23 protein-coding genes and 1 tRNA gene are annotated in these 21,572 nt (G+C 61.3%); 12 read left to right on the top strand and 12 right to left on the bottom strand.

Translation table 11 applies throughout. From position 1 onward, the window contains the following. Nucleotides 1–51: 51 nt before the first annotated feature. Together QYL91_RS01490 and QYL91_RS01495 are read right to left on the bottom strand one after the other, a co-directional pair. Nucleotides 52–540, bottom strand: a complete 489-nt coding sequence (locus tag QYL91_RS01490) for a hypothetical protein (RefSeq protein WP_369685608.1) — start codon at nt 538–540, stop codon at nt 52–54. A gap of 18 nt (nt 541–558) precedes the next feature. Continuing rightward, nucleotides 559–1,110, bottom strand: coding sequence for a DUF7342 family protein (locus QYL91_RS01495; protein ID WP_302081617.1), 552 nt, complete (start codon nt 1,108–1,110; stop codon nt 559–561). A gap of 192 nt (nt 1,111–1,302) precedes the next feature. On the opposite strand from QYL91_RS01495, the gene aglM reads away from it, so the two are divergent. Continuing rightward, complete coding sequence (aglM, locus tag QYL91_RS01500; RefSeq protein WP_302081618.1) at nt 1,303–2,592, top strand: UDP-glucose 6-dehydrogenase AglM; 1,290 nt, start codon at nt 1,303–1,305, stop codon at nt 2,590–2,592. 47 nt (nt 2,593–2,639) lie between these two features. Here the strand turns inward: aglM and QYL91_RS01505 are convergent, their stop codons facing one another. Together QYL91_RS01505 and QYL91_RS01510 are read right to left on the bottom strand one after the other, a co-directional pair. Continuing rightward, a complete protein-coding gene (locus tag QYL91_RS01505) occupies nt 2,640–3,194 on the bottom strand; it encodes a hypothetical protein (RefSeq protein WP_465269220.1) in 555 nt (184 codons plus the stop codon). A 79-nt stretch (nt 3,195–3,273) separates the two neighbouring features. Further along, nucleotides 3,274–4,701 carry an exopolysaccharide biosynthesis polyprenyl glycosylphosphotransferase gene (locus QYL91_RS01510; RefSeq protein ID WP_302081620.1) on the bottom strand — a complete coding sequence of 476 codons (1,428 nt, stop codon included), beginning with the start codon at nt 4,699–4,701 and terminating at the stop codon, nt 3,274–3,276. A gap of 136 nt (nt 4,702–4,837) precedes the next feature. On the opposite strand from QYL91_RS01510, the gene mntA reads away from it, so the two are divergent. Then, nucleotides 4,838–5,278: a type VII toxin-antitoxin system MntA family adenylyltransferase antitoxin gene (gene mntA / locus QYL91_RS01515; protein ID WP_302081621.1), complete on the top strand. Its 441-nt coding sequence runs from the start codon at nt 4,838–4,840 to the stop codon at nt 5,276–5,278. Nucleotides 5,279–5,328: 50 nt separating this feature from the next. Here mntA and QYL91_RS01520 read toward each other — a convergent pair whose 3' ends face one another. Genes QYL91_RS01520 through QYL91_RS01530 form a run of 3 tightly spaced genes read right to left on the bottom strand, consistent with a single transcriptional unit; the run spans nt 5,329 to nt 8,695 of the window. Next, nucleotides 5,329–7,641 carry an STT3 domain-containing protein gene (locus QYL91_RS01520; RefSeq protein ID WP_302081622.1) on the bottom strand — a complete coding sequence of 771 codons (2,313 nt, stop codon included), beginning with the start codon at nt 7,639–7,641 and terminating at the stop codon, nt 5,329–5,331. 57 nt (nt 7,642–7,698) lie between these two features. Then, nucleotides 7,699–8,229 carry a metal-dependent hydrolase gene (locus tag QYL91_RS01525; RefSeq protein ID WP_302081623.1) on the bottom strand — a complete coding sequence of 177 codons (531 nt, stop codon included), beginning with the start codon at nt 8,227–8,229 and terminating at the stop codon, nt 7,699–7,701. Continuing rightward, nucleotides 8,222–8,695: an OB-like fold-containing membrane protein gene (locus tag QYL91_RS01530; RefSeq protein ID WP_302081624.1), complete on the bottom strand. Its 474-nt coding sequence runs from the start codon at nt 8,693–8,695 to the stop codon at nt 8,222–8,224. Before QYL91_RS01530 ends, QYL91_RS01525 begins: the two co-directional genes overlap by 8 nt. Before the next feature lie 235 nt (nt 8,696–8,930). Between QYL91_RS01530 and QYL91_RS01535 the strand changes: the two genes are divergently transcribed. After that, nucleotides 8,931–10,247, top strand: a complete 1,317-nt coding sequence (locus QYL91_RS01535; protein ID WP_302081625.1) for an RNA-guided endonuclease InsQ/TnpB family protein — start codon at nt 8,931–8,933, stop codon at nt 10,245–10,247. 78 nt (nt 10,248–10,325) lie between these two features. Here QYL91_RS01535 and QYL91_RS01540 read toward each other — a convergent pair whose 3' ends face one another. Together QYL91_RS01540 and QYL91_RS01545 are read right to left on the bottom strand one after the other, a co-directional pair. Beyond that, entirely contained in the window at nt 10,326–10,697 is a 372-nt protein-coding gene (locus QYL91_RS01540; protein ID WP_302081626.1) for a DUF5615 family PIN-like protein, read from the bottom strand. Then, a complete protein-coding gene (locus QYL91_RS01545) occupies nt 10,694–10,969 on the bottom strand; it encodes a DUF433 domain-containing protein (protein WP_302081627.1) in 276 nt (91 codons plus the stop codon). The genes QYL91_RS01540 and QYL91_RS01545 overlap by 4 nt, the downstream gene beginning before the upstream one ends. Nucleotides 10,970–11,123: 154 nt before the next feature. Between QYL91_RS01545 and trmY the strand changes: the two genes are divergently transcribed. The 9 genes from trmY to QYL91_RS01590 all read left to right on the top strand — a co-directional run bounded on the left by trmY (nt 11,124) and on the right by QYL91_RS01590 (nt 18,488). Continuing rightward, a complete protein-coding gene (gene trmY, locus QYL91_RS01550; protein WP_302081628.1) occupies nt 11,124–11,717 on the top strand; it encodes a tRNA (pseudouridine(54)-N(1))-methyltransferase TrmY in 594 nt (197 codons plus the stop codon). 66 nt (nt 11,718–11,783) lie between these two features. Then, nucleotides 11,784–12,599, top strand: a complete 816-nt coding sequence (locus QYL91_RS01555; RefSeq protein WP_302081629.1) for a DUF6159 family protein — start codon at nt 11,784–11,786, stop codon at nt 12,597–12,599. 53 nt (nt 12,600–12,652) lie between these two features. Then, nucleotides 12,653–12,725 (top strand) — tRNA-Pro (locus tag QYL91_RS01560). Nucleotides 12,726–12,843: 118 nt separating this feature from the next. Continuing rightward, nucleotides 12,844–12,999 carry a hypothetical protein gene (locus QYL91_RS01565; protein WP_302081630.1) on the top strand — a complete coding sequence of 52 codons (156 nt, stop codon included), beginning with the start codon at nt 12,844–12,846 and terminating at the stop codon, nt 12,997–12,999. A 73-nt stretch (nt 13,000–13,072) separates the two neighbouring features. Further along, nucleotides 13,073–13,633: an NUDIX hydrolase gene (locus tag QYL91_RS01570; protein WP_302081631.1), complete on the top strand. Its 561-nt coding sequence runs from the start codon at nt 13,073–13,075 to the stop codon at nt 13,631–13,633. 61 nt (nt 13,634–13,694) lie between these two features. Beyond that, the gene (tgtA, locus tag QYL91_RS01575) at nt 13,695–15,203 is read left to right on the top strand and encodes a tRNA guanosine(15) transglycosylase TgtA (protein WP_302081632.1); all 1,509 of its coding nucleotides are present in this window, start codon (nt 13,695–13,697) and stop codon (nt 15,201–15,203) included. After that, the gene (gene arcS / locus QYL91_RS01580; RefSeq protein ID WP_302081633.1) at nt 15,200–16,960 is read left to right on the top strand and encodes an archaeosine synthase subunit alpha; all 1,761 of its coding nucleotides are present in this window, start codon (nt 15,200–15,202) and stop codon (nt 16,958–16,960) included. The genes tgtA and arcS overlap by 4 nt, the downstream gene beginning before the upstream one ends. Nucleotides 16,961–16,998: 38 nt before the next feature. After that, on the top strand, nt 16,999–17,367 hold the full coding sequence (locus QYL91_RS01585) for a VanZ family protein (protein ID WP_302081634.1): 369 nt from the start codon (nt 16,999–17,001) through the stop codon (nt 17,365–17,367). A gap of 44 nt (nt 17,368–17,411) precedes the next feature. Then, entirely contained in the window at nt 17,412–18,488 is a 1,077-nt protein-coding gene (locus tag QYL91_RS01590) for an archaeosine biosynthesis radical SAM protein RaSEA (protein ID WP_302081635.1), read from the top strand. A 323-nt stretch (nt 18,489–18,811) separates the two neighbouring features. Here QYL91_RS01590 and QYL91_RS01595 read toward each other — a convergent pair whose 3' ends face one another. From QYL91_RS01595 to purQ, 3 genes are all read right to left on the bottom strand, one after another. Continuing rightward, complete coding sequence (locus QYL91_RS01595; protein WP_302081636.1) at nt 18,812–20,068, bottom strand: ABC transporter permease; 1,257 nt, start codon at nt 20,066–20,068, stop codon at nt 18,812–18,814. After that, nucleotides 20,065–20,781, bottom strand: coding sequence for an ABC transporter ATP-binding protein (locus QYL91_RS01600; protein WP_302081637.1), 717 nt, complete (start codon nt 20,779–20,781; stop codon nt 20,065–20,067). The genes QYL91_RS01595 and QYL91_RS01600 overlap by 4 nt, the downstream gene beginning before the upstream one ends. A gap of 72 nt (nt 20,782–20,853) precedes the next feature. Next, nucleotides 20,854–21,531: a phosphoribosylformylglycinamidine synthase I gene (gene purQ, locus QYL91_RS01605; protein ID WP_302081638.1), complete on the bottom strand. Its 678-nt coding sequence runs from the start codon at nt 21,529–21,531 to the stop codon at nt 20,854–20,856. Nucleotides 21,532–21,572 lie beyond the last annotated feature (41 nt).

Here is a 21,572-nt window from a genome sequence, read left to right on the forward strand (position 1 = left end):
CACCCGTACATGCGTATTGGATAGTCAGTCATAGATATCAACGGTGTGGATTTACACCGGCCACGCAGGGAGCGATGGCCGCTCGTCCTCCCAGCGAATCGAATCTAACGCTGACGGGAATTGTTTGAGTCGGTCCTCAAGCACAGAGAGTGGGTGTGCATCGAGAAATGCAGCCTCATACCGGTCGACTGGCTCATCTTTGTAATCAAGCTGAATGTGACAGGGCCCGAGATCTGGATGGTCACCATCCTGATGAAAGCCGAGCATGAGATTCCGGTCCGGTTCGATCCAGTTGATCCGATAGTATTCGTGGTCCACACCGGCCGGATACCAGAAGCGCACCTCCAATCGCGCCCGCTCGACAGGAGAAGAGTCGGCCAGGAACGCCGGCGAATCGACATCTGCAATCACGTATCGAGGCCGTCGACGAGACGGTCGATAGCGTACGTCTTCACAGCCGGGTTGATTCGTCAATCTGTCGTGAACGTCTCGAAGGAGTGTCCGTTGCGTGTAGCGATCACGACCAGCAAGAAAGAACATGAATGGCTAAAAAACAGATTAGCTTGGGGCGCGATCGGTTGCGTCCGTCATATGTTCGCGTGCCGATTCGACATCGGAGTACAGTTTCAGCGCGTGTTTGATGAGTTTGCGGTCTTCCTCGTTCTCTTGCCAGAATGCGATTACGTCGCGTCGTTCACGAATATCAGCACTCGAAAGGTCACCGTCGCCAAGCGACTGTTCGAGTTCTTCCCACATCGCGACATCGTATGTCTCCTGCCACTCCTCGATTTCGTCGGTAATCGCCGCCAGTTCGTTGCGAAGTTCCTCACGCGTATTCTCCTCGATGAGCGTCCGGATTTCGTCGAAAAGCAAGCGAGTATAATCTGGCTGATAGAGCGTCGTCCCACCGGCTTCAACTCGTCGGAGTCGACCTTGCTCGACAAGGTCCTGGAGTTCCTCGTTCGTCGTGCTCCACGCTGCATCTGCCTGTTCGCTAATCCAGTTGATCGAGCGAGGCTCACGGAGCGTTTCGGCGATCGAGCGGATGCGCTCGCGTGCGCTCATCGTCTCGGTCCACGTCTCGACGCTGTCCCGCGAGGACTCGGACATACTGTTCACCTCTATCGTCGTCTTTTGTGCTGAATTCGCATATATGTTTGTGTCTTCTCGAATAATCAAGAGCTAGCTGTTGAGTTCAATTGGTCGAGACAGCTGTGTTGACAAAACACACGAACGCAGTAACGCAGAGAGCCACCGCCGGAGACCGAATCCTGAAGACCCAGGCAGGAGTACCCGATTCCAATGAACGTGAGCATCGTCGGCAGCGGCTATGTCGGGACGACAGTCGCGGCCTGCCTCGCCGATAGCGGTCACGATGTCATCAACGTCGACATCGACGAAGACGTGGTACAGTCGCTCAACGACGGCGAAGCCCCGATTCACGAGCCAGGACTCGACGAACTCGTTGCCGAACACGGTGGCGACAGGCTCCGGGCGACGACCGACTACGACACTATCCTCGACACCGACGTGACCTTCCTCGCGCTGCCGACGCCGAGCACCGACGACGGCAGTATCGACCTCGCGGCGATGAAAGCCGGCGCGCGCTCGGTCGGGAAAGCGCTGGCCAAGAAAGACGACTACCACCTCGTCGTCGTCAAAAGCACCGTCATCCCGGGCACCAACGAGGACGTACTCGCACCAATTATCGCAGATGCGTCCGGTGGTATCGAGGGCGAAGACTTCGACGTTGCCTCGAACCCCGAATTTCTCCGGGAGGGGACTGCTGTCGCGGACTTCCAGAACCCGGACAAGCTCGTCTTCGGAGCGACCACCGACCGGGCGTTCGAGCGCCTTCGGGACGTGTACGACCCGGTCGTGGACGACGCCGTGCCAGTCGTCGAAACGGGTCGCCGCGAGGCCGAGATGATAAAGTACGCCAACAACGCCTTCCTCGCGGCGAAAGTGAGCCTCATCAACGACATCGGAAACATCTGCAAGGAGTACGACGTCGACGCCTACGAGGTGGCCGACGCCATCGGCCTCGACGACCGCATCAGCACGAAGTTCCTCCGGAGCGGGGTTGGCTTTGGGGGAAGTTGTTTTCCAAAAGACGTGTCTGCAATCATCTCTGCGGCACACGCCGCTGACTATACGCCCGAGATGCTCGAAGCGACGCTCGACATCAACGAGATTCAGCCCCAGCGACTTCTCGGGCTCCTCGATGGGCACGTCGACGTGACGGGCAAGCGCGTCGCTGTGCTCGGACTCTCGTTCAAACCCGGTACCGACGACATCCGGAACTCGCGGGCAATCCCAGTCATCGAGGGATTACAAGAGCGTGGCGCAAGCGTGGTCGCGTACGACCCCGTTGCGGCCGACGAAATGCGCGAGCGGTTCCCAGACGTTACGTACGCCGACAATACTGCCGACGCACTCGCGGACGCACACGGCGCAGTCGTCGTCACCGACTGGGACGAGTTCGCTACACTCGACAGCGAGTTCGATGCGATGGCAGAACCGGTCGTCGTCGACGGCCGGCACGTCATCGAGCGTCGTGATGGGATTACATATGAAGGACTAACATGGTGAAAAAGAGGGTGTGATACACGAAGAGAGATCTGCTCGTCGTATTCCGCTCACGGAAATAGGTCATCATCAACAAAGCCAGTACAGTCGACAGGGATCTGCCGCCACATCTCGTAGACTGCACCGACACTGGTCCACCCCTCTCCGCGCATCAGAGTCTCACAGCCTTCACAAAAGGCCTGCTTGCCGATTTTATTTTGCTGGTAGAGAACGTAGAGAAGATACGTCGGTGGAAGGACTTTGAACTGATACGAATTCTCACCACGAAACCGTTGGAGGCGGTCTCGTGCCCAAGCATCGTTCAGTAAGACACGGCCGAATGCAGCAGAATCTTCATCAAGTACGCGACGGAGTGACTCCTCTCCTGCGCCCTCTCCGTTCGGTCGTGGCACAACAGTCAGGACACTAATCGAGACCTTATCGGATTGGTCGTCAAGCGCCGCCAGTGCCCGCTTGCACCCGCGGCGAATCCAGTGGTCGTCTGTCCCCTCGATTGAGTGCGATGGCGTCGCCTGTAGTTTCCGCTTGAGTTCCCCCTGTACGACATTTGTTGTCGTCATCGGGATAGAAACTCGAATCTCATCCCACAGGTCTGTATTAGGTATTTATATTCCAATCAAGACTCGGATTCACCATCCCCTAGTGACATCCTCGCCCGCCGTGAACGGCGGGATTCTCTCGCTGTTAGAAGATAGTCGTGACGACGTCACCCAGCACCTGCCAAATCTGTCGCACGACGATTTTCAGGTCGAACCAGAACGATTGGCGGCGAATGTACTCCACGTCGTAGCGGAGTTTCTCCTGGGGGTCGTGGCCGGTCGCATTGTTAATCTGTGCCAGCCCAGTGAGGCCGGGTTTGACGAACCAGCGACTCCGCCACTCGTCGGCCCCCCGATCCATATCCACATCCAGTTCCGGTCGCTCGGGTCTGGGACCGACGACGCTCATATCGCCGACAAGAATCGACCACAGTTGGGGGATCTCGTCAAGATGCGTCCGGCGGATGAACCGGCCGACACGAGTCACTCGCGGGTCGCGTTCACCCTTGTCCTCTTCAGAGAGTTTCGCTCCCGATTTTGCCTCCGCGTCGGGAACCATACTGCGGAATTTGAAGACGGTGAACGTCTCCCCAAACTCGGCGGTCCGGTCCTGACTGTACAGCACCGGCCCCGAACTATCCAGTTTGATTGCAGCGGCAAGCACAGCAATCACCGGCGAGAGCAAAAGCAATCCCAGGCCGGCAAACGTCACGTCGAACGTTCGCTTGACGATGTAGTTCTGCCAGTCCCACGGCGCCAGGTCGACTTCGACGAGGTCACCACCACCGACGCCAGCGGTGAGAACGTCATCAGCGTGGTCACGGTGGACCATCGCCGTCACACCGTATTCGGCACACGCATCAAGTGTCCCGAAAAACTCCGCGCGGTCGGTTTCGGCGAAGGCGAGCAGGGCGGTATCGATGTCGTGTTTCACGAACACCTCGTCGAGTCGCGAGAGGCCGCCGAGACTCTGGAGTGCGTCGAGTCGGGATTCGACCGTCCCACCGTCGGACAGTTCCACTCGTTCGGCCTGTGGTTCAGACCCCACAGCGAACGAAGAGGGCGGCGAGACGTAACCCAGAATCGGGATATCCGTCGCCTTGAGGATATCGGCCATCGTCTCGGGGTCGTCGCCAACGATGACCGCGCGGCTCGTCGACCGTGGGCGGCGACGGATAGCGACCATGTAGAGCGGGAGAACGACGAGCAAGAACGCGGTCGTCAACATGAGCGTCGCCCGCGGTAGCCGATAGGAGTAGTTGAAATAGCCCAGCGCCGCGAGGCCAATCATCGACAGCACGACGCGCTTCTGAGTCAGAATAATCGTGTCGAGAATCCGTCGCGGCCGGGGTTTGAACACCGGCCACAGTGCCGCGAGGACGACGACGAGGGTCGTCGCGGTCGCCCAGGCGAGGGTGCCGTTCGAAAGGACAACGGGAGCTGGCCGGCCAAAGTACGGAACAAGGGCGAACGCGTCCTGTACGGCTGGGTAGTTGACCACCGTGACAGCCGTCGCAGCCAGGATGACAGTCCCCAGCACGCTGGCAAGGCGGTACCGCCATCCTGATGCCATTTTCACTCGTTTGATTATCGACAACTGATATAAGACCTGCGGGACCGGCATACGACCGTCATACGAGTTTACTTCAGGTTGAGTCGCGTAACGAAATTGCCCGGTGAATTAAGTGCTGACAGCCAGTATCGGGAGTATGGAACGCGTAGAGGAGACCGATCTCAGACAGCGTCTCCCAGTTGATACCCTCCAGCAGCTATTCGAGGAGCGGCAGATCCGACTTGCAATCTGTTTTGGCTCTTACGCGACTGGTCGTACGCACTCCCAGAGTGACATTGATTTGGCAGTGGAATTCGAAGACATACGCCCTGGTGACGACTCGTACAACGAGACCTTCTTTAGCGTGTACGAGGCCGTGAGCACGACACTCGAAACCGACGATGTTGATCTCCTTGATATTCATTCTCTGTCCGGGTCGCTCGCACGGGCAGTTCTGACAGACGGTATTCTAGTATACGGCAATTCTGAGCGTGTAGAAATCCTTCGAGAGCAGTTCACTGTTGACGATACAGAACAACGGTCGCCCCGCGAGCGACTAGACACCGCCATCGAACGAATTGACGAGCATCTCGCTTAGGATGAGCGACGAGCTTGCAGACGACCAGTTACACCGGATTCTTACCAGAATTAACTCTCAGCAGCCACCGTTGTCCCGTTCATCACGGCATCTTCCGACACGTCGACCGTCCACGTCTGACCGTCGGCGGCCAGTTCGTAGGTGCCAGGATAGGCAACGTCGACGGTAAACTCGCCACTCGCGTTCGTCTGAACCTGTCGCTCGTAGGTGAACGCGGCACCCGGAATGTCGATGTCGGTTTCGAGCGAGACGGTCGCATTCGCTGGGGAAGTCCCATCAAGTGTCGCACCCGGAACGACGAGAAACGCTTTCCGATCACCACTCTCAGTAGCGTAGATGGCTCGATACCGTGAGAGGCCCTCAACGTCCTCGTAGCGGCTCCCGAAGTGGTCGTGGAGACGAACGCCCATCGCCGGACTGTCGACCGGGAACGGTTTGGTCACGAGGAATCGAACGCGACCGTTGAGCAGCCCAACAGCAGCGTCTGGGTCCGGTATGGCCATGAAAACGCGATAGTTGGACTGGGCGAATCCGTACGATTGGGATTGCCCGTTCACGAAGTAGTTGTAGACGCGATTTCGCCCCCAGTCGCTGAAGACGTAGCTGTCGGATTCAGTCTCCCAGCCACGATCGTCCGAGTATTCCGCGAGCCACGTTGCCGTTTCGACGGTGTCGTCATCGACGGTGACCTGTTGCATCTTCACGCCCGACTGGACGACGCCAGGACCGGTGACGAGGAGAAAGACCAAGAATACCGACACGACAGTCGACCCGTCAGGCCGTGCTGGCCACCAGTCGGACCAGTCACTCCCGTCGACGGGGGCGGGCACTTTCGCGAGGTCGACCCAGGCGGCAATCCAGACGAATCCCAGTCCGGCAAACAGTGCGGTAAATGGCGAGATTTCGCCGGTAAAGCGCACTTGAAACATAGCGAGTCCGAAGAAGTACCAGCCGTAGACGACGGGGACGAGCCACTCGTCGTCGCTGCGAGCGAGGCGCACAGTCGCCCAGACCATGAGTGGAAGGGCGATGATGAGAACGAATCCAAAGAGGAGCAGAAAGCCAAGGGTGTCAGCGCTGAACAGCGACTGGACCTCGGCGATATTGTCGCTACGGAGGATAGTGTCGATACCACCCTGAAGTTCACCCCAGATGTCGGGAAGGAACACGACCACGGCAGCGATTGTTCCGCCGCCAGCGACGAGTTCGACGACCGCGAGTTCGCGGACACTCCGCTCGAGTCGAGCGGCAGCCTCGCCAACCACAACGACGGCGACACTGCCAACAAAGAGCAGCGCAGGCACGGCAGCGACAGTCGTCGAGTGCCAGCCAGCTGTGGTGTGGACAGCGTACGCGAGCACGGCAGCCAGCGCGAGGCCGGCCAGCAGTGGTACGTTCGAAACGAGCGGCTGTCGGTCGTCGCGAACGTCGAGGAGCACGCCGAAGACAACGACGGCAGCGACGGGCACAACCAGTAGCGGGCCGTTGTCCCACGCCAGCACCTGTCCGGCGACACCGATACCGAGTCCGGTCGCAGCGAACCAGCGGGTGGGGTCGGCGTTGTCTCGCTGGCCCGTCAGCAGGACGGCCAGTGCGAGCGCAGTCAGGACCAGCCAGACATAGTCGAAGGCGTGGTGGTCGGCGTAGCCGAGGCTCGTCCGAAAGGCGTGACTCGGCGTGAACGCGAGCATTAGAACCGACGCCAGCGCGACGCGGCGGTCGGAACTCACCCGCAGTGCAAGAGCGTAGAGCAAGAGACCGGTGACGAGCGCAGCGAGCACTGGATAGAGTGCGAGTGCGAGACCGCTGCCACCGAGGAGTCCGGCCAGCCACGTCAGTGCAGCGACGAGAAACGGCTCACCACCGGCGATACCCTCTGGAACCTCACCGAGCGGGAGTACCCCGATGGTCCCGCCGGCGAGGGTCTGCTCGACCCAGTAGCGGTAGTAGTAGGGGTCGTTCCCCGAGAGAACGACGTAGCCATCGCGGAAAACGGCCCCGAATGGGAACAGACGGACCGCGACCAGCACGCCGAGGACGGCCGCGAGCAGTCCAGCCCCGCGACTGTCGATGCTCGGCAGTGACAGTGAGATGTCGCGGTCGGTCGGCTCTTCCGTAGTTGCGGGCTGCGGTTCGCCGTCGAGTGCAGCACGAACGGCATCGGGGTTGGCCAGGCGATACTCGCCGTCGGCTTTCTCGACGACGCCTTCCGAGACGAGTTGGCCGAAGGTTCCCGAGTCGATGGGAACGTCGTCGAACGTCCACGTCTCTCGGGTGGCGTCGACTTCCAGCACGTCTTCGAGTGCGGCTTCGAAGTCGGGCCTGTCCTGGAGAAGTTCCTCGACCCGACGACCGTCGGTCATACCTACTGAGTTTCCCGACTGGCAGAAAAACCCATCGGGGTCGAGTTGTCGAGCAAGTTACTCCTCGGCATGTCCCGTCGGTGCAGTTGCATCGGCGTTCACATCTCTGCGCCGGTCGACAGCGAAAACGAGCAGACTCACCGCGATTGCAGCGACAGGGACCAGCGGGTCAGAGGTGACGTACAGACTCGGCGTCGGTGGTCGATAGCTGGGGAACACCGGGAAAAGCCACTGACTTGCCCTGCCGTCGGCCCAGACGCGAAGCCCGTCGAGTGCAACGTGTGCGAGGCCCCCGGCGAGAAGGAGAGTGTAGACACGTCGCCACCACCGTCGCTCGAACAACAGTGTGATGGCCCCAGAGAGCAGCAGGACGCCACCGAGCGTGCTCGTGACGCTGTACGTAAACGGGATGCCGAGAGCGGCACTAACAGCGTCGGCATCGAGGAGGATGTCGACTTTCTGTAAATCGGGAATACAGGCCCCACCCATCCCGACGACGACCCAGCGCCGGTCCAGCCAGTCGACCCACCAGCCAGCGACGGTCAAGAGGACGTACGCCACCAGGACGTGTGTCAGCAAATCAGCCATTGCGGGCCTCCAGCGAGTAGGTCCCCCAGTCAATTCGCCAGTACCCGAAAAAGACGAGCAAGAAGAGAATCACTGCAACGACAGAGATGCCATATTTGAACAGCAGTGAGCTGCCGGCGGGGTTGACGACGGCGACGCGCTCGGCGTCGATGGTCTGGTCCGGTCCGAGCGTCCCGTACACCTGGACGGTGCCACCGGATTGGACTGACGCATCGAAATTGTGGACGGTCATCTGGAAGCTCCCCTCATCGTACTCGACCCGAATCTGGGCCGTGTCCGCACCGACTGACTCGACAGTGCCGAACAGCAGTGCTTGCTCTCCGGTATGGTCGTCGTACTCCGCCCCGAGCGCGTCGGCGGTCGGGTAGGGCCACCGGTCGTCCTCGGTGGCATCTGCGTACACGCCGAGTCCAGCCGTTGCCAGCAGCAGGAGTCCAATCAGCGCAAAACGTCGCCAGCGGGTCACATCCGGCGGTGACACTGCCGGTCCGAATAGACGTTTCGGTCTACCGAGTGGCGGTAGAGGTGGAATCTGTTTTATACGCTGAGCAGGCGCAATACCACGGCCTTCAGGCCGTGGATACGCGCCGTCACTCAGTGCCACGCTCCACCGATACCAACAGGGTCGGGATATTCCACCGCCACCAACTACCAATATTTACAAACGAAGCGATTATAATCGGTTATACAGGCGTTTCACGATGTTGGGAGTCCACCGCACCCGTCGAGCGAAAATCCGCAACCACTCGCAGGTGGCGGAGTCGCTCGACCGACACGGGTGGAGTGCCAGCAAACTCTGGAACGTTGCAAACTATCACTCCCGAGAAGTCTGGGAGGAAACGGGCGAGATTCCCAACCACGAGGAGTTAAAAGACGAGTTGAAGGAACACGACAAATACCGAGGACTGCACAGCCAGTCCAGTCAGCGGGTTCTGGAGGAACTCGCTGAAGCCTTCAACTCGTGGTACTCCAGCGACGACAACCGGGACAACCCGCCCGGCTACCGCAAAGAAAACTACGACGACGACCAAGGTCGCCGCGTCCACGAAGAACACCCGCGCTCGACAGTGACGTGGAAACAGAACGGTATCCGCCACGACACCAAGAATAACCGTGTTCGACTCTCTAAGGGTGCGAACCACAAGGAACACCCCCGAGCGCGGGAATACATCCTTGTCGAGTACGAGACACGCCCCGGAGTCACGGTCGAGGACCTGCAACAAGTCCGTGCCGTCTACGACCAAGCGAAGGGGCGATGGGAACTCCATCTCGTCTGCAAAGACGAGATCGAGACGCCCGACGCTCCCGGTAACGAGACAGCAGGTATTGACCTCGGTATCAGCAACTTCGCCGCCGTCGCCTACAGCTCCGAGGACGCCAACCTGTACCCTGGCAACCGCCTGAAACAGGACGGGTACTACTTCCCGAAAGAGATCGCCAAATGCGACGATAGCGGTGGTGAACAAGCCACACGTCTCCACGCGAAGTGGTCGGAACGCCGCACCCACTTCTTCCACGCCTTAGCGAAACACATCGTTGAACGGTGTGTTGAGAAGAACGTTGGCCGCATCAACGTCGGAGACTTGGAAGGCGTGCGCGAGGACGAGAACGGCGAGTCGAAAAACTGGGGGCGGCACGGCAACCTTGACCTGCATGGGTGGACGTTCGACCGCTTCACCAACATCCTCGAATACAAAGCGAAGGTTGAGGGTATCGAGGTCGTGGAAGTGTCCGAGCGCGACACGAGCAAGACGTGTTGTATCTGCGGGAAGGAAGACGAGAGTCAACGTGTCGAACGTGGCCTGTACGTCTGCGAGTCGTGTGATGCGGCGTTCAACGCTGACGTGAACGGGGCGGAGAACATTCGTCTCGACATCAACGACGAAAGTAACTCTGAATCTTCGCCCAGTTTGGGTGGAGATAGGAGTACCGGCTGGTTGGCACAGCCCGGAGTCTACCTGTATGACCTCTCCTGCGGATTCCAACCGCAACGAGAGGTGGTGGACTGCAAACCCTAATATCCCAACCTCGGGATTCCTCCGCCTTGCGGAGGAGGATGTCAATGACGCTCTAGCGCTATGGTTGCCAACTGTTTGTCACTCATTGAGCCACTCGTGCCATTCGTCAAGATTGACGAGACTGTTTGCTAGCTCGTCAGAGCCATACTGACCCAGCACTTCTTCGACTGTCCGAGCAAGTCCCTCTGGGTCCCGGTCTGGGAGGTCTTGTGTATAGTACAAAAGGAGTCCAGCATGGTCCAGTTCTTTGTGCAGCGCCTCGAAATCCTTCGCGTTGTTCGATAGCAGTAGAACGTTGTTGTCGGCGCACCACTGAAGTAATTCCTCATCCGTCGTCTGTTCGCCAAAGCGGTCTTTCGCTTGCGTAACTTGGCACCCGCATTCTCGAAGTACTCGCTCAAATACCCGGCTGACGTGTTCGTCAAGGAGCACGTGGCTGGCTGAACTCATGAAACCGGTTCTTTCGGTTTCAGCGAGGATTCACCGACGCGCTCGAACGCGTCAGCATTCTCGCGGTCGAGCGCCCGAAGTTCCTCGATATGTTCGTAATAGTACGCCATCGCCTCGTAAACAGAAGCAAGCGAAATATCGAGTTGATCGGCGACATAGGCTGGCGACCGCCCGCTATCGACCACCAGACCAGCGATGTGCCGCACACCGATTCGGGTTCCCTCGATTCGGGGTTCCCCACCGAGAACGTCGTCGTCTGTGGTGATCGTCATACCTAGAATTGGGTCTATGCTCATTTATACCTTTTCGGAGGCGATGAATCGTAACGAAGACGGCCTGTGGCGGAGTATTTACGACCGACCAAAGTTTGGCAATTCGAGAAGACTCTGCCGCTGGAACTAAGCCAGCCCTGACCAACCATCCGATATGCGCCAGTTCCTCGTCGTCGGCCACGACGCACCGACGACAGCCGACTTCTCGCTCAACGACCTTCCCGGCGCCGGGCGACTCGACGCGCTCTGTCGCTGTGTCACCAGCGCACTCCTGCTCTCGCACGACATCCGCGGGGACGTTCGGGTCTACCTCGTCCTCAGCAATCAGTTCACGGTCACATTCGACGGCAGCGAATTACAGGGACTCAACCCCGACGAACGGTCGACGGCCGCGCTCGTCCGGACGGCACTCGACGAACGCGAGGAGGCCATCGGTCACATCCCCGTCGAAACCTCACCGGGCGTCTCGCTCGTCCGGAAGGGGTTCGAGGCGACGCTCGACGACGCCGAGGCAGATGGAACGGTCGTCCAGCTCCACGGCGAGGGGACGCCTGCAATCGAAACGGAGCCACCGACAGACCCAGTTTTTGTCCTCTCGGACCACCGGAACTTCACCGACGAGGAGACTGCACTGCTCGACGACGTGGCCGATAAGCGAGTGAGTCTCGGACCGCGGCGTCTCCACGGTAATCAGGCTGTCACCGTTGCGCACAACTGGCTGGACACCGACGGCTTTTCGCAGTACTGAACCCCTGTTGGGCGGGCCAGTGTCCAGAGGACAATCGATATATGCCACAGGAGAGATTTCACCGCCATGGGAATATTCGGGCGGCTCAAACGGGGGGTAGCGCTGACGAAAGACAGCATCGTCGTGTTGCGGCACAATCCAGCGCTGATGACGTTCCCGCTGGTCGCGGGTGCGGCTGGTATTGTCTTTCTCGCACTCCTGCTCGGGGGCGCGTACGGCATGGTCGGCACCATCGAAGGGAACGAGACCGTCGGCTATGCCATCCTCTTCGTCGCGTATCTGGTGACGACGTTCATCTCGTCGTTTTTCACCGCAGGGCTGGTCTACGAGACGCGGCAGGCCTTCGACGGAAAACCGACCGATTTCCGCCGCGGCCTGAACGCCGCCTGGGGCGTGAAGGGAAAACTGCTCGTCTGGTCGGTCATCGCCGCGACCATCGGCGTCGTCATCAAGGCCATCGAATCCTCAGATAGCCGCATTGCACGCATCTTCGCGTGGATATTCAGCGCCGCGTGGTCGATTCTCACCTTCTTCGTCGTTCCCGTCGCCGTCCTCGAACCCGACGAGAACGTCCTGAGCATGTTCAAAACGAGCGGGCGAACCTTCCGGCAGACCTGGGGAGAGACGGCCATCGGGATGATTGGCCCGGGCCTGATTGCCTTCGCCGTCTTCGGTGTCGGCGCTGTCGCCGCGTTTGGCATCTTCACCGCGACCGGAAGCGCCCTCGTCGCCGGCGCCATCGTCGGCCTCTTTCTGGTCTTTGCCATCCTCCTCTCGGCGACAATCAAGGGCATCATCAAGACCTCGCTGTACGTCTACGCGACGGAGGGCAAGCGACCGAGCGAGTTCGGCGACACCGACTTCCAGTCGCTCAATTCGTGACCGGTCCAGCGATTCGCAACCGTTAAATCCGACGACGGACTCGCTTCGTATGCGGGCTGATGGGGTAGCTTGGTATCCTCGGAGCATCGGGTGCTTTGGACCTCGGTTCAAATCCGGGTCAGCCCACTTCTCTCTCGTCGACACTCGATAGCGTGACTGCTAGAGAGAACGGTTCTCTCGGACGGGACAGTCTAAACTTACCGAAGGCGACACAGTTTTTACCCCACGTTCCCCGGGAGCGGGTATGGAGTGGACGCCGACTGCGACGCCGTCGATGTTGAGCGCGTGTGAGTGTGGGAGTGACGCTGTCGAGGTGCGACCGGACGGGCTTGTGAAACTATACCGCTGTGCGGACTGTGAGTCGATTCTGGGCGACATCACAATGGGCCACGAACCATAGTCACGGGCTTTTCGACGGCACGGTTCGTCCGGGTTCAGGGCTCTTTTTATCACACCCGCCGAACGTCTAGACGATGTCAGACCTCTCGTGGGAGACCCTCTCGAGTGACGTTGCCTACTCCTGTGACGGATTCGACATCGTCAACGAAGACGTCCGACTCCCCGACGGCGAAGTCACGGAATTCGACTACCTCTCTGAATCCGAGAGCGTCGTCATCCTCCCGTTTACCGCCGATGACGAGGTCGTCGTCATCGACGAGTGGCGGCAGGCCGTCGACCGCCTCAATCGCGGGCTTCCCGCAGGGAGCATCGAAGACGACGAGGACCCCGACGATGCTGCACAGCGGGAACTCCGCGAGGAGACGGGCTACGAAGCAGACAGTGTCAGCCACATGACGACGATGGAACCCGCGAACGGCTTCTCCGATGCCGTCTTTCACTACTACGTCGCCCGAGAGTGCGAAGAGACCGGCGAGCAGGACCTAGACGACAACGAGAGCATCGCCGTCGAGACAGTGACACTTGATGAACTCGTCGAGTCCGTACGCGACAGCGAACTCCGTGATGGCCGCGCTGCTTTCGCGGTTGTCTACTATGCACTCTTTGAGGGTTCGCCGGAAATGTCGTCGCAGTAGTACTCTGCGCCGCCACCACAGAACGCAATCCTTACCGCTCGCGCTCACAGAGAGCAGTCAAATGTCCGGGGTCTTCGAGGTACGCGAGTACGACGCGGCCGGTCGGCGCGGCGAGTTGACGGTCCCCAGAGCAGACGTGACCGTCGAGACGCCGGCACTGTTGCCGGTCGTCAATCCGCACGTCCAGACGGTTCCGCCCAGCCAGCTCGAATCGGAGTTCGGCGCCGAAATTCTCATCACGAACAGCTACGTCCTCCACGGGAGCGAGGACCTCCGCGAGCCAGCACTCGAGCAGGGACTGCACGACTTGCTCGGCTTTTCGGGGGCGATTATGACAGACTCCGGCTCGTTCCAACTCGCCGAGTACGGCGAGATTACGGTGACGACCGAGGAGATTCTCCAGTTCCAGCACGACATCGGCTCCGACATCGGCACGCCAGTTGACATTCCAACCCCACCCGACGTAAGCCACGAGCAGGCCAGCGAAGAACTCGCGACCACCCAGGAACGGCTAGAGCTGGCCGAAACCGTCGACACCGGTGACATGCTCGTCACCGCGCCAGTCCAGGGGTCGACACATCCGGACCTCCGCGAGCGCGCGGGACGTGAGGCAGCCAGCACCTCGCTTGACGTGTTCCCAATCGGTGCGGTCGTGCCGTTGATGAACGAGTACCGCTTTTCCGACCTCGTGGACGTAGTAACGGCCGCAAAGCGGGGGCTGGGTGAGGCCGCGCCGGTCCACCTTTTCGGTGCGGGCCACCCGATGATGTTCGCGCTCGCGGTTGCGCTGGGCTGTGACCTCTTCGACTCGGCGGCGTACGCACTCTACGCCCGCGACGGCCGGTATCTGACTGTCCGCGGGACCGAACACCTCGAAGACCTCGATTACTTCCCCTGCTCGTGTCCGGTCTGTACCGACCACACCCCGGCAGACCTCCGGAATCTGGACGATGACCGAGAGTGCCAGCGACTTCTCGCCGAGCACAACCTGTACGTCTCCTTCGAGGAGATGCGGACCGTTCGGCAAGCGCTCCGTCGCGGGAACCTGCTCGAACTCGTCGAGATGCGCGCCCGCGGTCACCCGACGATGCTCGACGGCTATCGCACGCTGCTCGATTACGCCGACCAGTTAGAGCGGACCGACCCCGTCTCGAAGGACGCCTTCTTCTATCTCTCCTCGGAGAGCGCTCGTCGACCCGAAGTACTGCGCCACCACCAGCGCCTTTCCCGGCTCGACCCCGACGGCGAGATACTGCTGACGGAGGGCAATCACAGCGACGACTACGACGACTCCTGGCGACTGCTACCACCATTTGGTCCGGTGCCGCGGGAACTTGCTGACGCCTATCCACTCGCTGGGGAACTGCCCGAGCGGGTCGACGCGCAGTCCTACGAGGCGGCTGCAGAGGGTGTCCGGCGGCTGGCCGCAGACAGCGACGCCGAGTTGACTGTGTTCCACCGCGATTGGCCCGAAGCGGCGCTCGCGGTGCTACCCGAGGATGCTCGAGTAGAAGTGCTCGGCAATGAACCGACGGACAGTTACCCGGAGGACGAGGACGAGAAGCCATGACCGACTACTTCGAGGTCCACGACCGAGACGGGGCCGCCCGCATCGGGGAACTCCGCCTTGCCGAGTCGCTCCGGACGCCCGCCGTCGTGGACGACGTCCTCGTCGACGCCGGGAGTCGCTGGCCCGAAGCCCGCGACCTACCCGAGGGCGACGAGTCAGTGTTGACAGTCCTTCCCCACCGCGCGATTCCGGGTGGCACACCCGACGATGTCGCCGACGCCTTCGCCACCGACTACCCCGACGTGGACTACCCCAGCGCGACTGTCGTAACGCCCGACGCTGCGGCCGAAGCCACTTCCTCCAACCCGGACGCCTACGTGCTCTCGAACGCCCAGGCCGTCGCCGGCCACGCTCGGGCGTTCGTGGACGCAATCGTCCGCACGCGTGAGGTCGTCCCACACGACACCGCCCTCTATCTGCCGGGCGTCGCGACGCCGGCAAACGTCGCCACGCTCGCGTACGCCGGCGTCGACCTCGTCGACACCGACCGCGCCGTCGTGAAAGGCAGTCAGGGCAAGTACCTCACGACCGACGGCGAGCAGTTCCTCGAAGACCTCGACGAACTCCCCTGTGCCTGCCCGGCCTGCCAGCAACCCATCGAGGAGTTCGACCGCGCGGACTGTGAACGACACAACGAGAACGCACTCCGGGCCGCACTCGGGACTGTCCGCCAGCGTATCCGCCGGGGCAGACTCCGAGACTACATCGAGGGACAGGCCCGCCACGAGCAGTGGCTCACCGCCGTCTTCCGGCGGCTCGACCAGCAGTACAGCTACGCCGAGCAGCGCACGCCGGTCATTCGCCGCGCGGAGATTACGGCCGCCACCGAGGATACAATGGACCGCGTCGAGATTCAGCGCTTCGCCCAGCGGGTCACCGAGCGCTACCGCTGTCGGTTCGACAATCCGCTGGTCATCGTCCCCTGTTCGGCCGCGAAACCCTACAGCGAGTCCCAGAGCCACGGCCAGTACCACGACGCAATTCAGTTCCGCGGCCACACGCTCTCGATGACCTCTCCGATTGGAGTGGTTCCACAGGAACTCGAACTCACCTACCCGGCCCAGCACTACGATTCGGTCGTGACTGGCCACTGGTCCGCGACGGAGAAGGAATTCGTCGCCGACGTACTGGAGTCGTATCTCCGGCGCAACGAGTATCCGCGCGTCATCGCACACGTCCCCGGCGAGGGGTATCGAGAGATTTGCGAGCGTGTCGAGTCGTCGCTCGGACTGGACTTCGAGTACACCGTCGAGGACCATCCGACGACCACCGACTCGCTGGCGAACCTCGCCGCGACGCTCTCGGACGAACTGAAGTACGGCAAACGCGAGCGCCAGCACAACACCGTGCGCGCCATTGCCGATTATCAGTTCGGCGAGGGCGCTGGTGACGCGCTCTTCGATGACCTGCGGGTGGGGAGTCGCTACCCCAAGCTCCGGGCGCTCGACAGCGACGGCGAGCAACTGGCGGCGCTGGTCCCCCAGTACGGCGTCCTCTCGCTGACGCTGGCGGGCGCTCGCCGCTGGGTCGAGAGCGAGGCGCCCACAAAGCGAGTCGAAATCGACAACTTCGTTCCGCACGGCTCGGTGCTCGCACCGGGCGTCGTCGACGCCAGCGACGACATCCGCGTCGGCGACGAGGTCGTCATCGAGGGGCCACAGGCGTTCGGTATCGGCCGTGCTGAGATGTCCGGCCCCGAGATGGTCGACAGTACCCGTGGGATTGCGAGTGCCGTTCGGCACGTCGAGGAGACGTAAGGAGAGCGACGCCGCTCATGACAGGAGGACAGCCGAAAATGAACGACAGACTATTTCGATGGGGACCAGTCGTCCTCGTCGCCAGCGGCATTCTCGTCGCATCCGTCGTCCGGACAGCGGCGGGAGAACCAGCAATGGGGCCGCTCGGAGTCGGGGTCGACAAGTGGCTCCACGCGGTCGGTTACGGAGTCCTCGCTGGAACGATTGCAGTCGCATTGGGACGCCGCCCGACCGCCGGGGCGCTGGCGCTGGTCGTCGGTCTGACCGTCGGGTACGGCATCGTAATCGAGCTCGTCCAGTTGCCACTGTCCTATCGGTCGGCGAGCCTGCTGGATGTCGTGGCCGATGGAGTCGGTGCGGTGGTCGCCGCGGTGCTGTATTGGGTCCGACAGTCCACACCGGCCTAGGCGCAACGAAGCGGATTTACGCGCTCGTCTACTTCTTTTCCTCAATGAGCAAACCCAGTCCCGACGTCTACGAACAGGGAAAGGGAATGGACGCCCACAACCAGGCGATGCGGGAGATTCGGTCCCGCAAGGACGAGACCTACGACCCCCGCGAGCCCACGCGCGTCTGGCTCGACGAAGACAACACGCCAGACGGCGTCTACGACTCCCTGACCATCATTCTGAACACCGGCGGCTGCCGCTGGGCCCGCGCCGGCGGCTGTACGATGTGTGGCTACGTCGCCGAATCGGTCGAGGGCGGCAGTGTCAGCCACGAGGACCTGATGGCCCAGATAGACGTCTGTCTGGACCACGAAGCGGAGAATGCAGACGAGCCCGCCGGCCTCATCAAAATCTACACCTCCGGCTCCTTTCTCGACGAGCGGGAAGTCCCAGCCGAGACCCGCCGGGCAATCGCCGAGACGTTCGGTGACCGCGACCGCATCGTCGTCGAATCGCTCCCCGATTTCGTCTCCGAGGCAAAAATCGAGGACTTCACCGAACAGGGCCTCAACACCGACGTTGCGGTCGGCCTGGAGACGGCGACCGATAGAGTTCGCCGGGACTGCGTGAACAAGTACTTCGACTTTGCGGAGTTCGAGCGCGCGGCCGCCGACGCACGCGACGCCGGCGCCGGCATCAAAGCCTACCTCCTGATGAAACCGCCCTTCCTCTCGGAAGCGGAGGCGCTCGAAGACATGAAACGCTCGGTGCGAAAGTGCGCTGCCGTCGACGGCTGTCACACCGTCTCGATGAACCCCTGTAACGTCCAGCGACACACGATGGTCGAGGACCTCTTTCACGGCGACGGCTACCGCCCTCCGTGGCTCTGGAGCGTCGCGAGCGTGCTCGAAGACACCGCAGACGAGGACATCATCGTCGTCTCGGACCCCGTCGGCCACGGCAGCGACCGCGGCGCACACAACTGCGGGGAGTGTGACGAGCGCGTCCAGCGCGCCATCAAGGACTTCGACCTGCGCCAGGACCCCTCGGTCTTCGAGCAGGTGTCCTGTGAGTGTGAACGAACGCACGAACTCGTCCTCGAACGCGAGCGAAGCTACTCGATGCCGCTGGCACGGTGACCGGTCAGGACAGGTCGCCGCCACGGTCAGTCGCTTTTCTGTCTCGGTATTGCCGTCGACCCCGTCTGTCCCTCCGCCGCATTTCTGGAGGAAAGTCAGTCGTACAGATTGTCGGTATCGGCAATACGAACCGTGAGAACAAGTACCGTCACCGCTACGTTTTGCACTTTCACTTTCACTCCGGTAGGCCGGGATATTAGTGGCCCCCGCGAATACGAGTAGATAGGGCTGGGAGCCCACCGTCGCCGCTTACACGCCCGGCGACACCTGTCACACGCTCCAGGCCCTCGTTCCCCATCCTGTTTCCCCGAAACGACGAGTAGCTACCGCTGGAGTTTCGAGAGCCACGTTCCGAGTCGGCCGGCACTCCCGGTGACGACACGGTCGGAGTTGAACACGGAGACGGCCAGCGCGATAGCCGCCACCGCGAACAGCGCCTCGTATGCGATGCCGAGATAGACCAGCGTCGGGTCACCGAACATCAACTGCTTGGGCGCGACGACCGGATGAGTGAAGGGAATCGCAAAGAGTACTGCCTGGAGCGGCAAGGAGAGCGTCGAGAAATCGGTGAACATCGTCGCGAAAGCGGGGCCGATAGCCAGAATGGACAGTGGGAAGAGGAGTATCTGTGCACCCTGCCGGTCGCCGGCGAAGATACCGAGCACGAGCGCCAGCGCCAGCGCACCCACGACGGCAAAGAAGATTGCGACGCCGATAAGCGCGTAGTCGGCCAGACCGAGACTGAACGCCGCGGGGAGGTCACTGCCGCCACCACCCGTGATGCCGGACTGGTACTCCCGGAGCGCAATCGTCATGATACCGGCCGCGAGCAGTCCGATGGCGGCACTGCCGACCAGCTTCGCCGCGACGATGGTCCGACGCTTGACCGGCATCGTCAGCAGGGTTTCGAGGGTCTTGTTCTCCTTTTCCATGCCCATCGAATTGATGACCATCTGCCCGGAGAAGATGATGACCAGCATGATGATGACGGGGATGAAGATGAACTGCGAGGTGACGGCCCCCGAGAGTGTGCCCGGCGACTGACTGATTCGAGTACCCTTCACGTCCGTCGTGTAGGACGTTTCGATGGGGGCGAGTTGCTGTGGCGAAGCGCCGGTCGCGTTGATGGTAATCTGTGTGCCTGCAGTCTGGAGAATCGTCTCGACCTGGCCGGTCGAAGCGATACCGGTGAGACTGACGCTGTCGACTACAGTGTACAGACGGACCTGGCCGCGCTGCTGGCCCGTCTCGATTCGCTCGGTGAAGTTTTCGGGTATCACAATCAATGCCGTCCCACCCCTGTCCTGGGTTTCGTCGAGCGCGCGCTCGGGGTCCGTTCCGTTACTGCGATACACCACGTCGCTGCGCTGGTCGTACGTCGCCTCGACGAGGTTCCCGTACTCGCCGTCGTCGTTGTTGACGATGCCGACCTCCGGCGGTTCGGAGGTGGCCTCGTCCAGCCCGCCGAATCCCTGTCCGAGCGCGACGAAGATGATTGGAATAAAGAGAATCGGCAGGATGTACTGCGGACGGAGCAACTCGCGCATCTCCTTCCAGACGAGTCTGAGGAACGTGTTCATGCTGTGGCCTCCAGGAACGCGTCTTCGAGGTTGTCGGTCGCGTACTCGCCAACCAGTTCGGTTGGCGTCCCAACGTCGACGATCTGGCCCTCGTTTATCAGTCCGACGCGGTCACAGAGATACTCGACCTCCAGCATGTTGTGCGACGAGAGGATGACACTGCGGGATTCGCCGGGGTACTCCTTGATTGTGTCCCGAATCTGGCGGGCGTTGCGCACGTCGAGTCCCGACGTCGGTTCGTCGAGAATCGCCAGTTCGGGTTCGGTCATCAGCCCAGCAGCTAGCAGGAGTTTCCGGGTCATTCCTTTGCTGTACTCGCTGGTCTTGCTGTCGATGCGGTCGCCCAGGTCTGCAATCTCGATGCCCGTCTCGACCATCGACGCTGGACGGTCCGTATAGAAGGAGGCGATGAAGTCCAGATACTTGCGACCGGAGAAGTTCTCGTACGCACCGGCCTCCTCGGGAACGTATCGGAGCGCGGCACGGGCGTCGTTGGGTCGCTGTGCAACGTCTGCACCACAGACGGTGACGCTACCCTCGTCGGCGCTCAACAACGTCGACATGATGCGGAGGGTCGTGGACTTGCCGGCCCCGTTCGGGCCGACCAGGCCGAATATCTCGCCACGCCGTACTTCGAAAGTGATGCCATCGAGCGCCTGCACGTCACCGTAGCGCTTGGTGAGTCCATCGACGACAACTGCGGAGTCTGCCATTCGTATCGCAGTCTGTGCGGGCAGTTCGCTTAAAAATGGTCGCGCGTTTTCGGATTCAGCAAACGCGAGTCGTCAGCTCTCGAATCCACGCAGGACGGCCTGGCCGTCGGTCGCGCTCACGTCGGGCAGGGTAACGCGTTCGGGGTGGGGCATCAACACGGCGACGTGGTCGTGTTCGCCCAGCACGCCCGCGACGTTGTGTTTCGAGCCGTTCGGGTTGGCGTCGTCGCTCGGCTCGCCCGATTCGTCGCAGTAGCGAAAGAGCACCCGGTCGTCGATTTCCAGCCGTTCGAGTTCGTCGTCGTCGATTTCGAAGCGCCCCTCGCCGTGTGCGATGGGGAACTGGACGATTTCGCCCTCGTCGTAGCCACGCGTGAATGGCGTGTCGGCGTTCTCGACGCGCAGGTGGACGTATTCACACTGGAAGCGGGCACTCCGGTTGGTCGTAAACGCCCCCGGCGTGAGTGCGGCCTCAGAGCCGATTTGCGCGCCGTTACAGATACCCAGTACCGGTGTGCCCTCTTCGGCGGCGTCACGAACCTCGGACATGATAGGCGAGTTTGCGGCCATCGCGCCGGCACGGAGATAGTCACCGTAGGAAAACCCGCCGGGAATGACGATGCCGGCGGTGTCTTCGGGCAGTCCGTCCTCGTGCCAGACGCGCTGGGCGTCGATACCGAGGTGCTCCAGTGCCAGCACCGTGTCACGGTCGCAGTTGGAGCCGCCAAACTGGATGACGGTGACGGTCACAGTGACCACCTCGTGTGGGAACCGAGCGTCACCGGCAGTGA

Origin of the sequence: Salinibaculum rarum (assembly GCF_030505615.1) — an archaeon.
Lineage (GTDB): Archaea > Halobacteriota > Halobacteria > Halobacteriales > Haloarculaceae > Salinibaculum > Salinibaculum rarum.

Excerpts from the sequence above, each read along its gene's own strand:
- QYL91_RS01490 (WP_369685608.1), bottom strand. The coding sequence starts at position 540 with ATGTTCTTTCTTGCTGGTCGTGATCGCTACACGCAACGGACACTCCTT.
- QYL91_RS01495 (WP_302081617.1), bottom strand. The coding sequence starts at position 1,110 with ATGTCCGAGTCCTCGCGGGACAGCGTCGAGACGTGGACCGAGACGATG.
- aglM (WP_302081618.1), top strand. The coding sequence starts at position 1,303 with ATGAACGTGAGCATCGTCGGCAGCGGCTATGTCGGGACGACAGTCGCG.
- QYL91_RS01510 (WP_302081620.1), bottom strand. The coding sequence starts at position 4,701 with ATGGCATCAGGATGGCGGTACCGCCTTGCCAGCGTGCTGGGGACTGTC.
- mntA (WP_302081621.1), top strand. The coding sequence starts at position 4,838 with ATGGAACGCGTAGAGGAGACCGATCTCAGACAGCGTCTCCCAGTTGAT.
- QYL91_RS01520 (WP_302081622.1), bottom strand. The coding sequence starts at position 7,641 with ATGACCGACGGTCGTCGGGTCGAGGAACTTCTCCAGGACAGGCCCGAC.
- QYL91_RS01525 (WP_302081623.1), bottom strand. The coding sequence starts at position 8,229 with ATGGCTGATTTGCTGACACACGTCCTGGTGGCGTACGTCCTCTTGACC.
- QYL91_RS01535 (WP_302081625.1), top strand. The coding sequence starts at position 8,931 with ATGTTGGGAGTCCACCGCACCCGTCGAGCGAAAATCCGCAACCACTCG.
- QYL91_RS01540 (WP_302081626.1), bottom strand. The coding sequence starts at position 10,697 with ATGAGTTCAGCCAGCCACGTGCTCCTTGACGAACACGTCAGCCGGGTA.
- QYL91_RS01545 (WP_302081627.1), bottom strand. The coding sequence starts at position 10,969 with ATGACGATCACCACAGACGACGACGTTCTCGGTGGGGAACCCCGAATC.
- trmY (WP_302081628.1), top strand. The coding sequence starts at position 11,124 with ATGCGCCAGTTCCTCGTCGTCGGCCACGACGCACCGACGACAGCCGAC.
- QYL91_RS01555 (WP_302081629.1), top strand. The coding sequence starts at position 11,784 with ATGGGAATATTCGGGCGGCTCAAACGGGGGGTAGCGCTGACGAAAGAC.
- QYL91_RS01565 (WP_302081630.1), top strand. The coding sequence starts at position 12,844 with ATGGAGTGGACGCCGACTGCGACGCCGTCGATGTTGAGCGCGTGTGAG.
- QYL91_RS01570 (WP_302081631.1), top strand. The coding sequence starts at position 13,073 with ATGTCAGACCTCTCGTGGGAGACCCTCTCGAGTGACGTTGCCTACTCC.
- tgtA (WP_302081632.1), top strand. The coding sequence starts at position 13,695 with ATGTCCGGGGTCTTCGAGGTACGCGAGTACGACGCGGCCGGTCGGCGC.
- arcS (WP_302081633.1), top strand. The coding sequence starts at position 15,200 with ATGACCGACTACTTCGAGGTCCACGACCGAGACGGGGCCGCCCGCATC.
- QYL91_RS01585 (WP_302081634.1), top strand. The coding sequence starts at position 16,999 with ATGAACGACAGACTATTTCGATGGGGACCAGTCGTCCTCGTCGCCAGC.
- QYL91_RS01590 (WP_302081635.1), top strand. The coding sequence starts at position 17,412 with ATGAGCAAACCCAGTCCCGACGTCTACGAACAGGGAAAGGGAATGGAC.
- QYL91_RS01595 (WP_302081636.1), bottom strand. The coding sequence starts at position 20,068 with ATGAACACGTTCCTCAGACTCGTCTGGAAGGAGATGCGCGAGTTGCTC.
- QYL91_RS01600 (WP_302081637.1), bottom strand. The coding sequence starts at position 20,781 with ATGGCAGACTCCGCAGTTGTCGTCGATGGACTCACCAAGCGCTACGGT.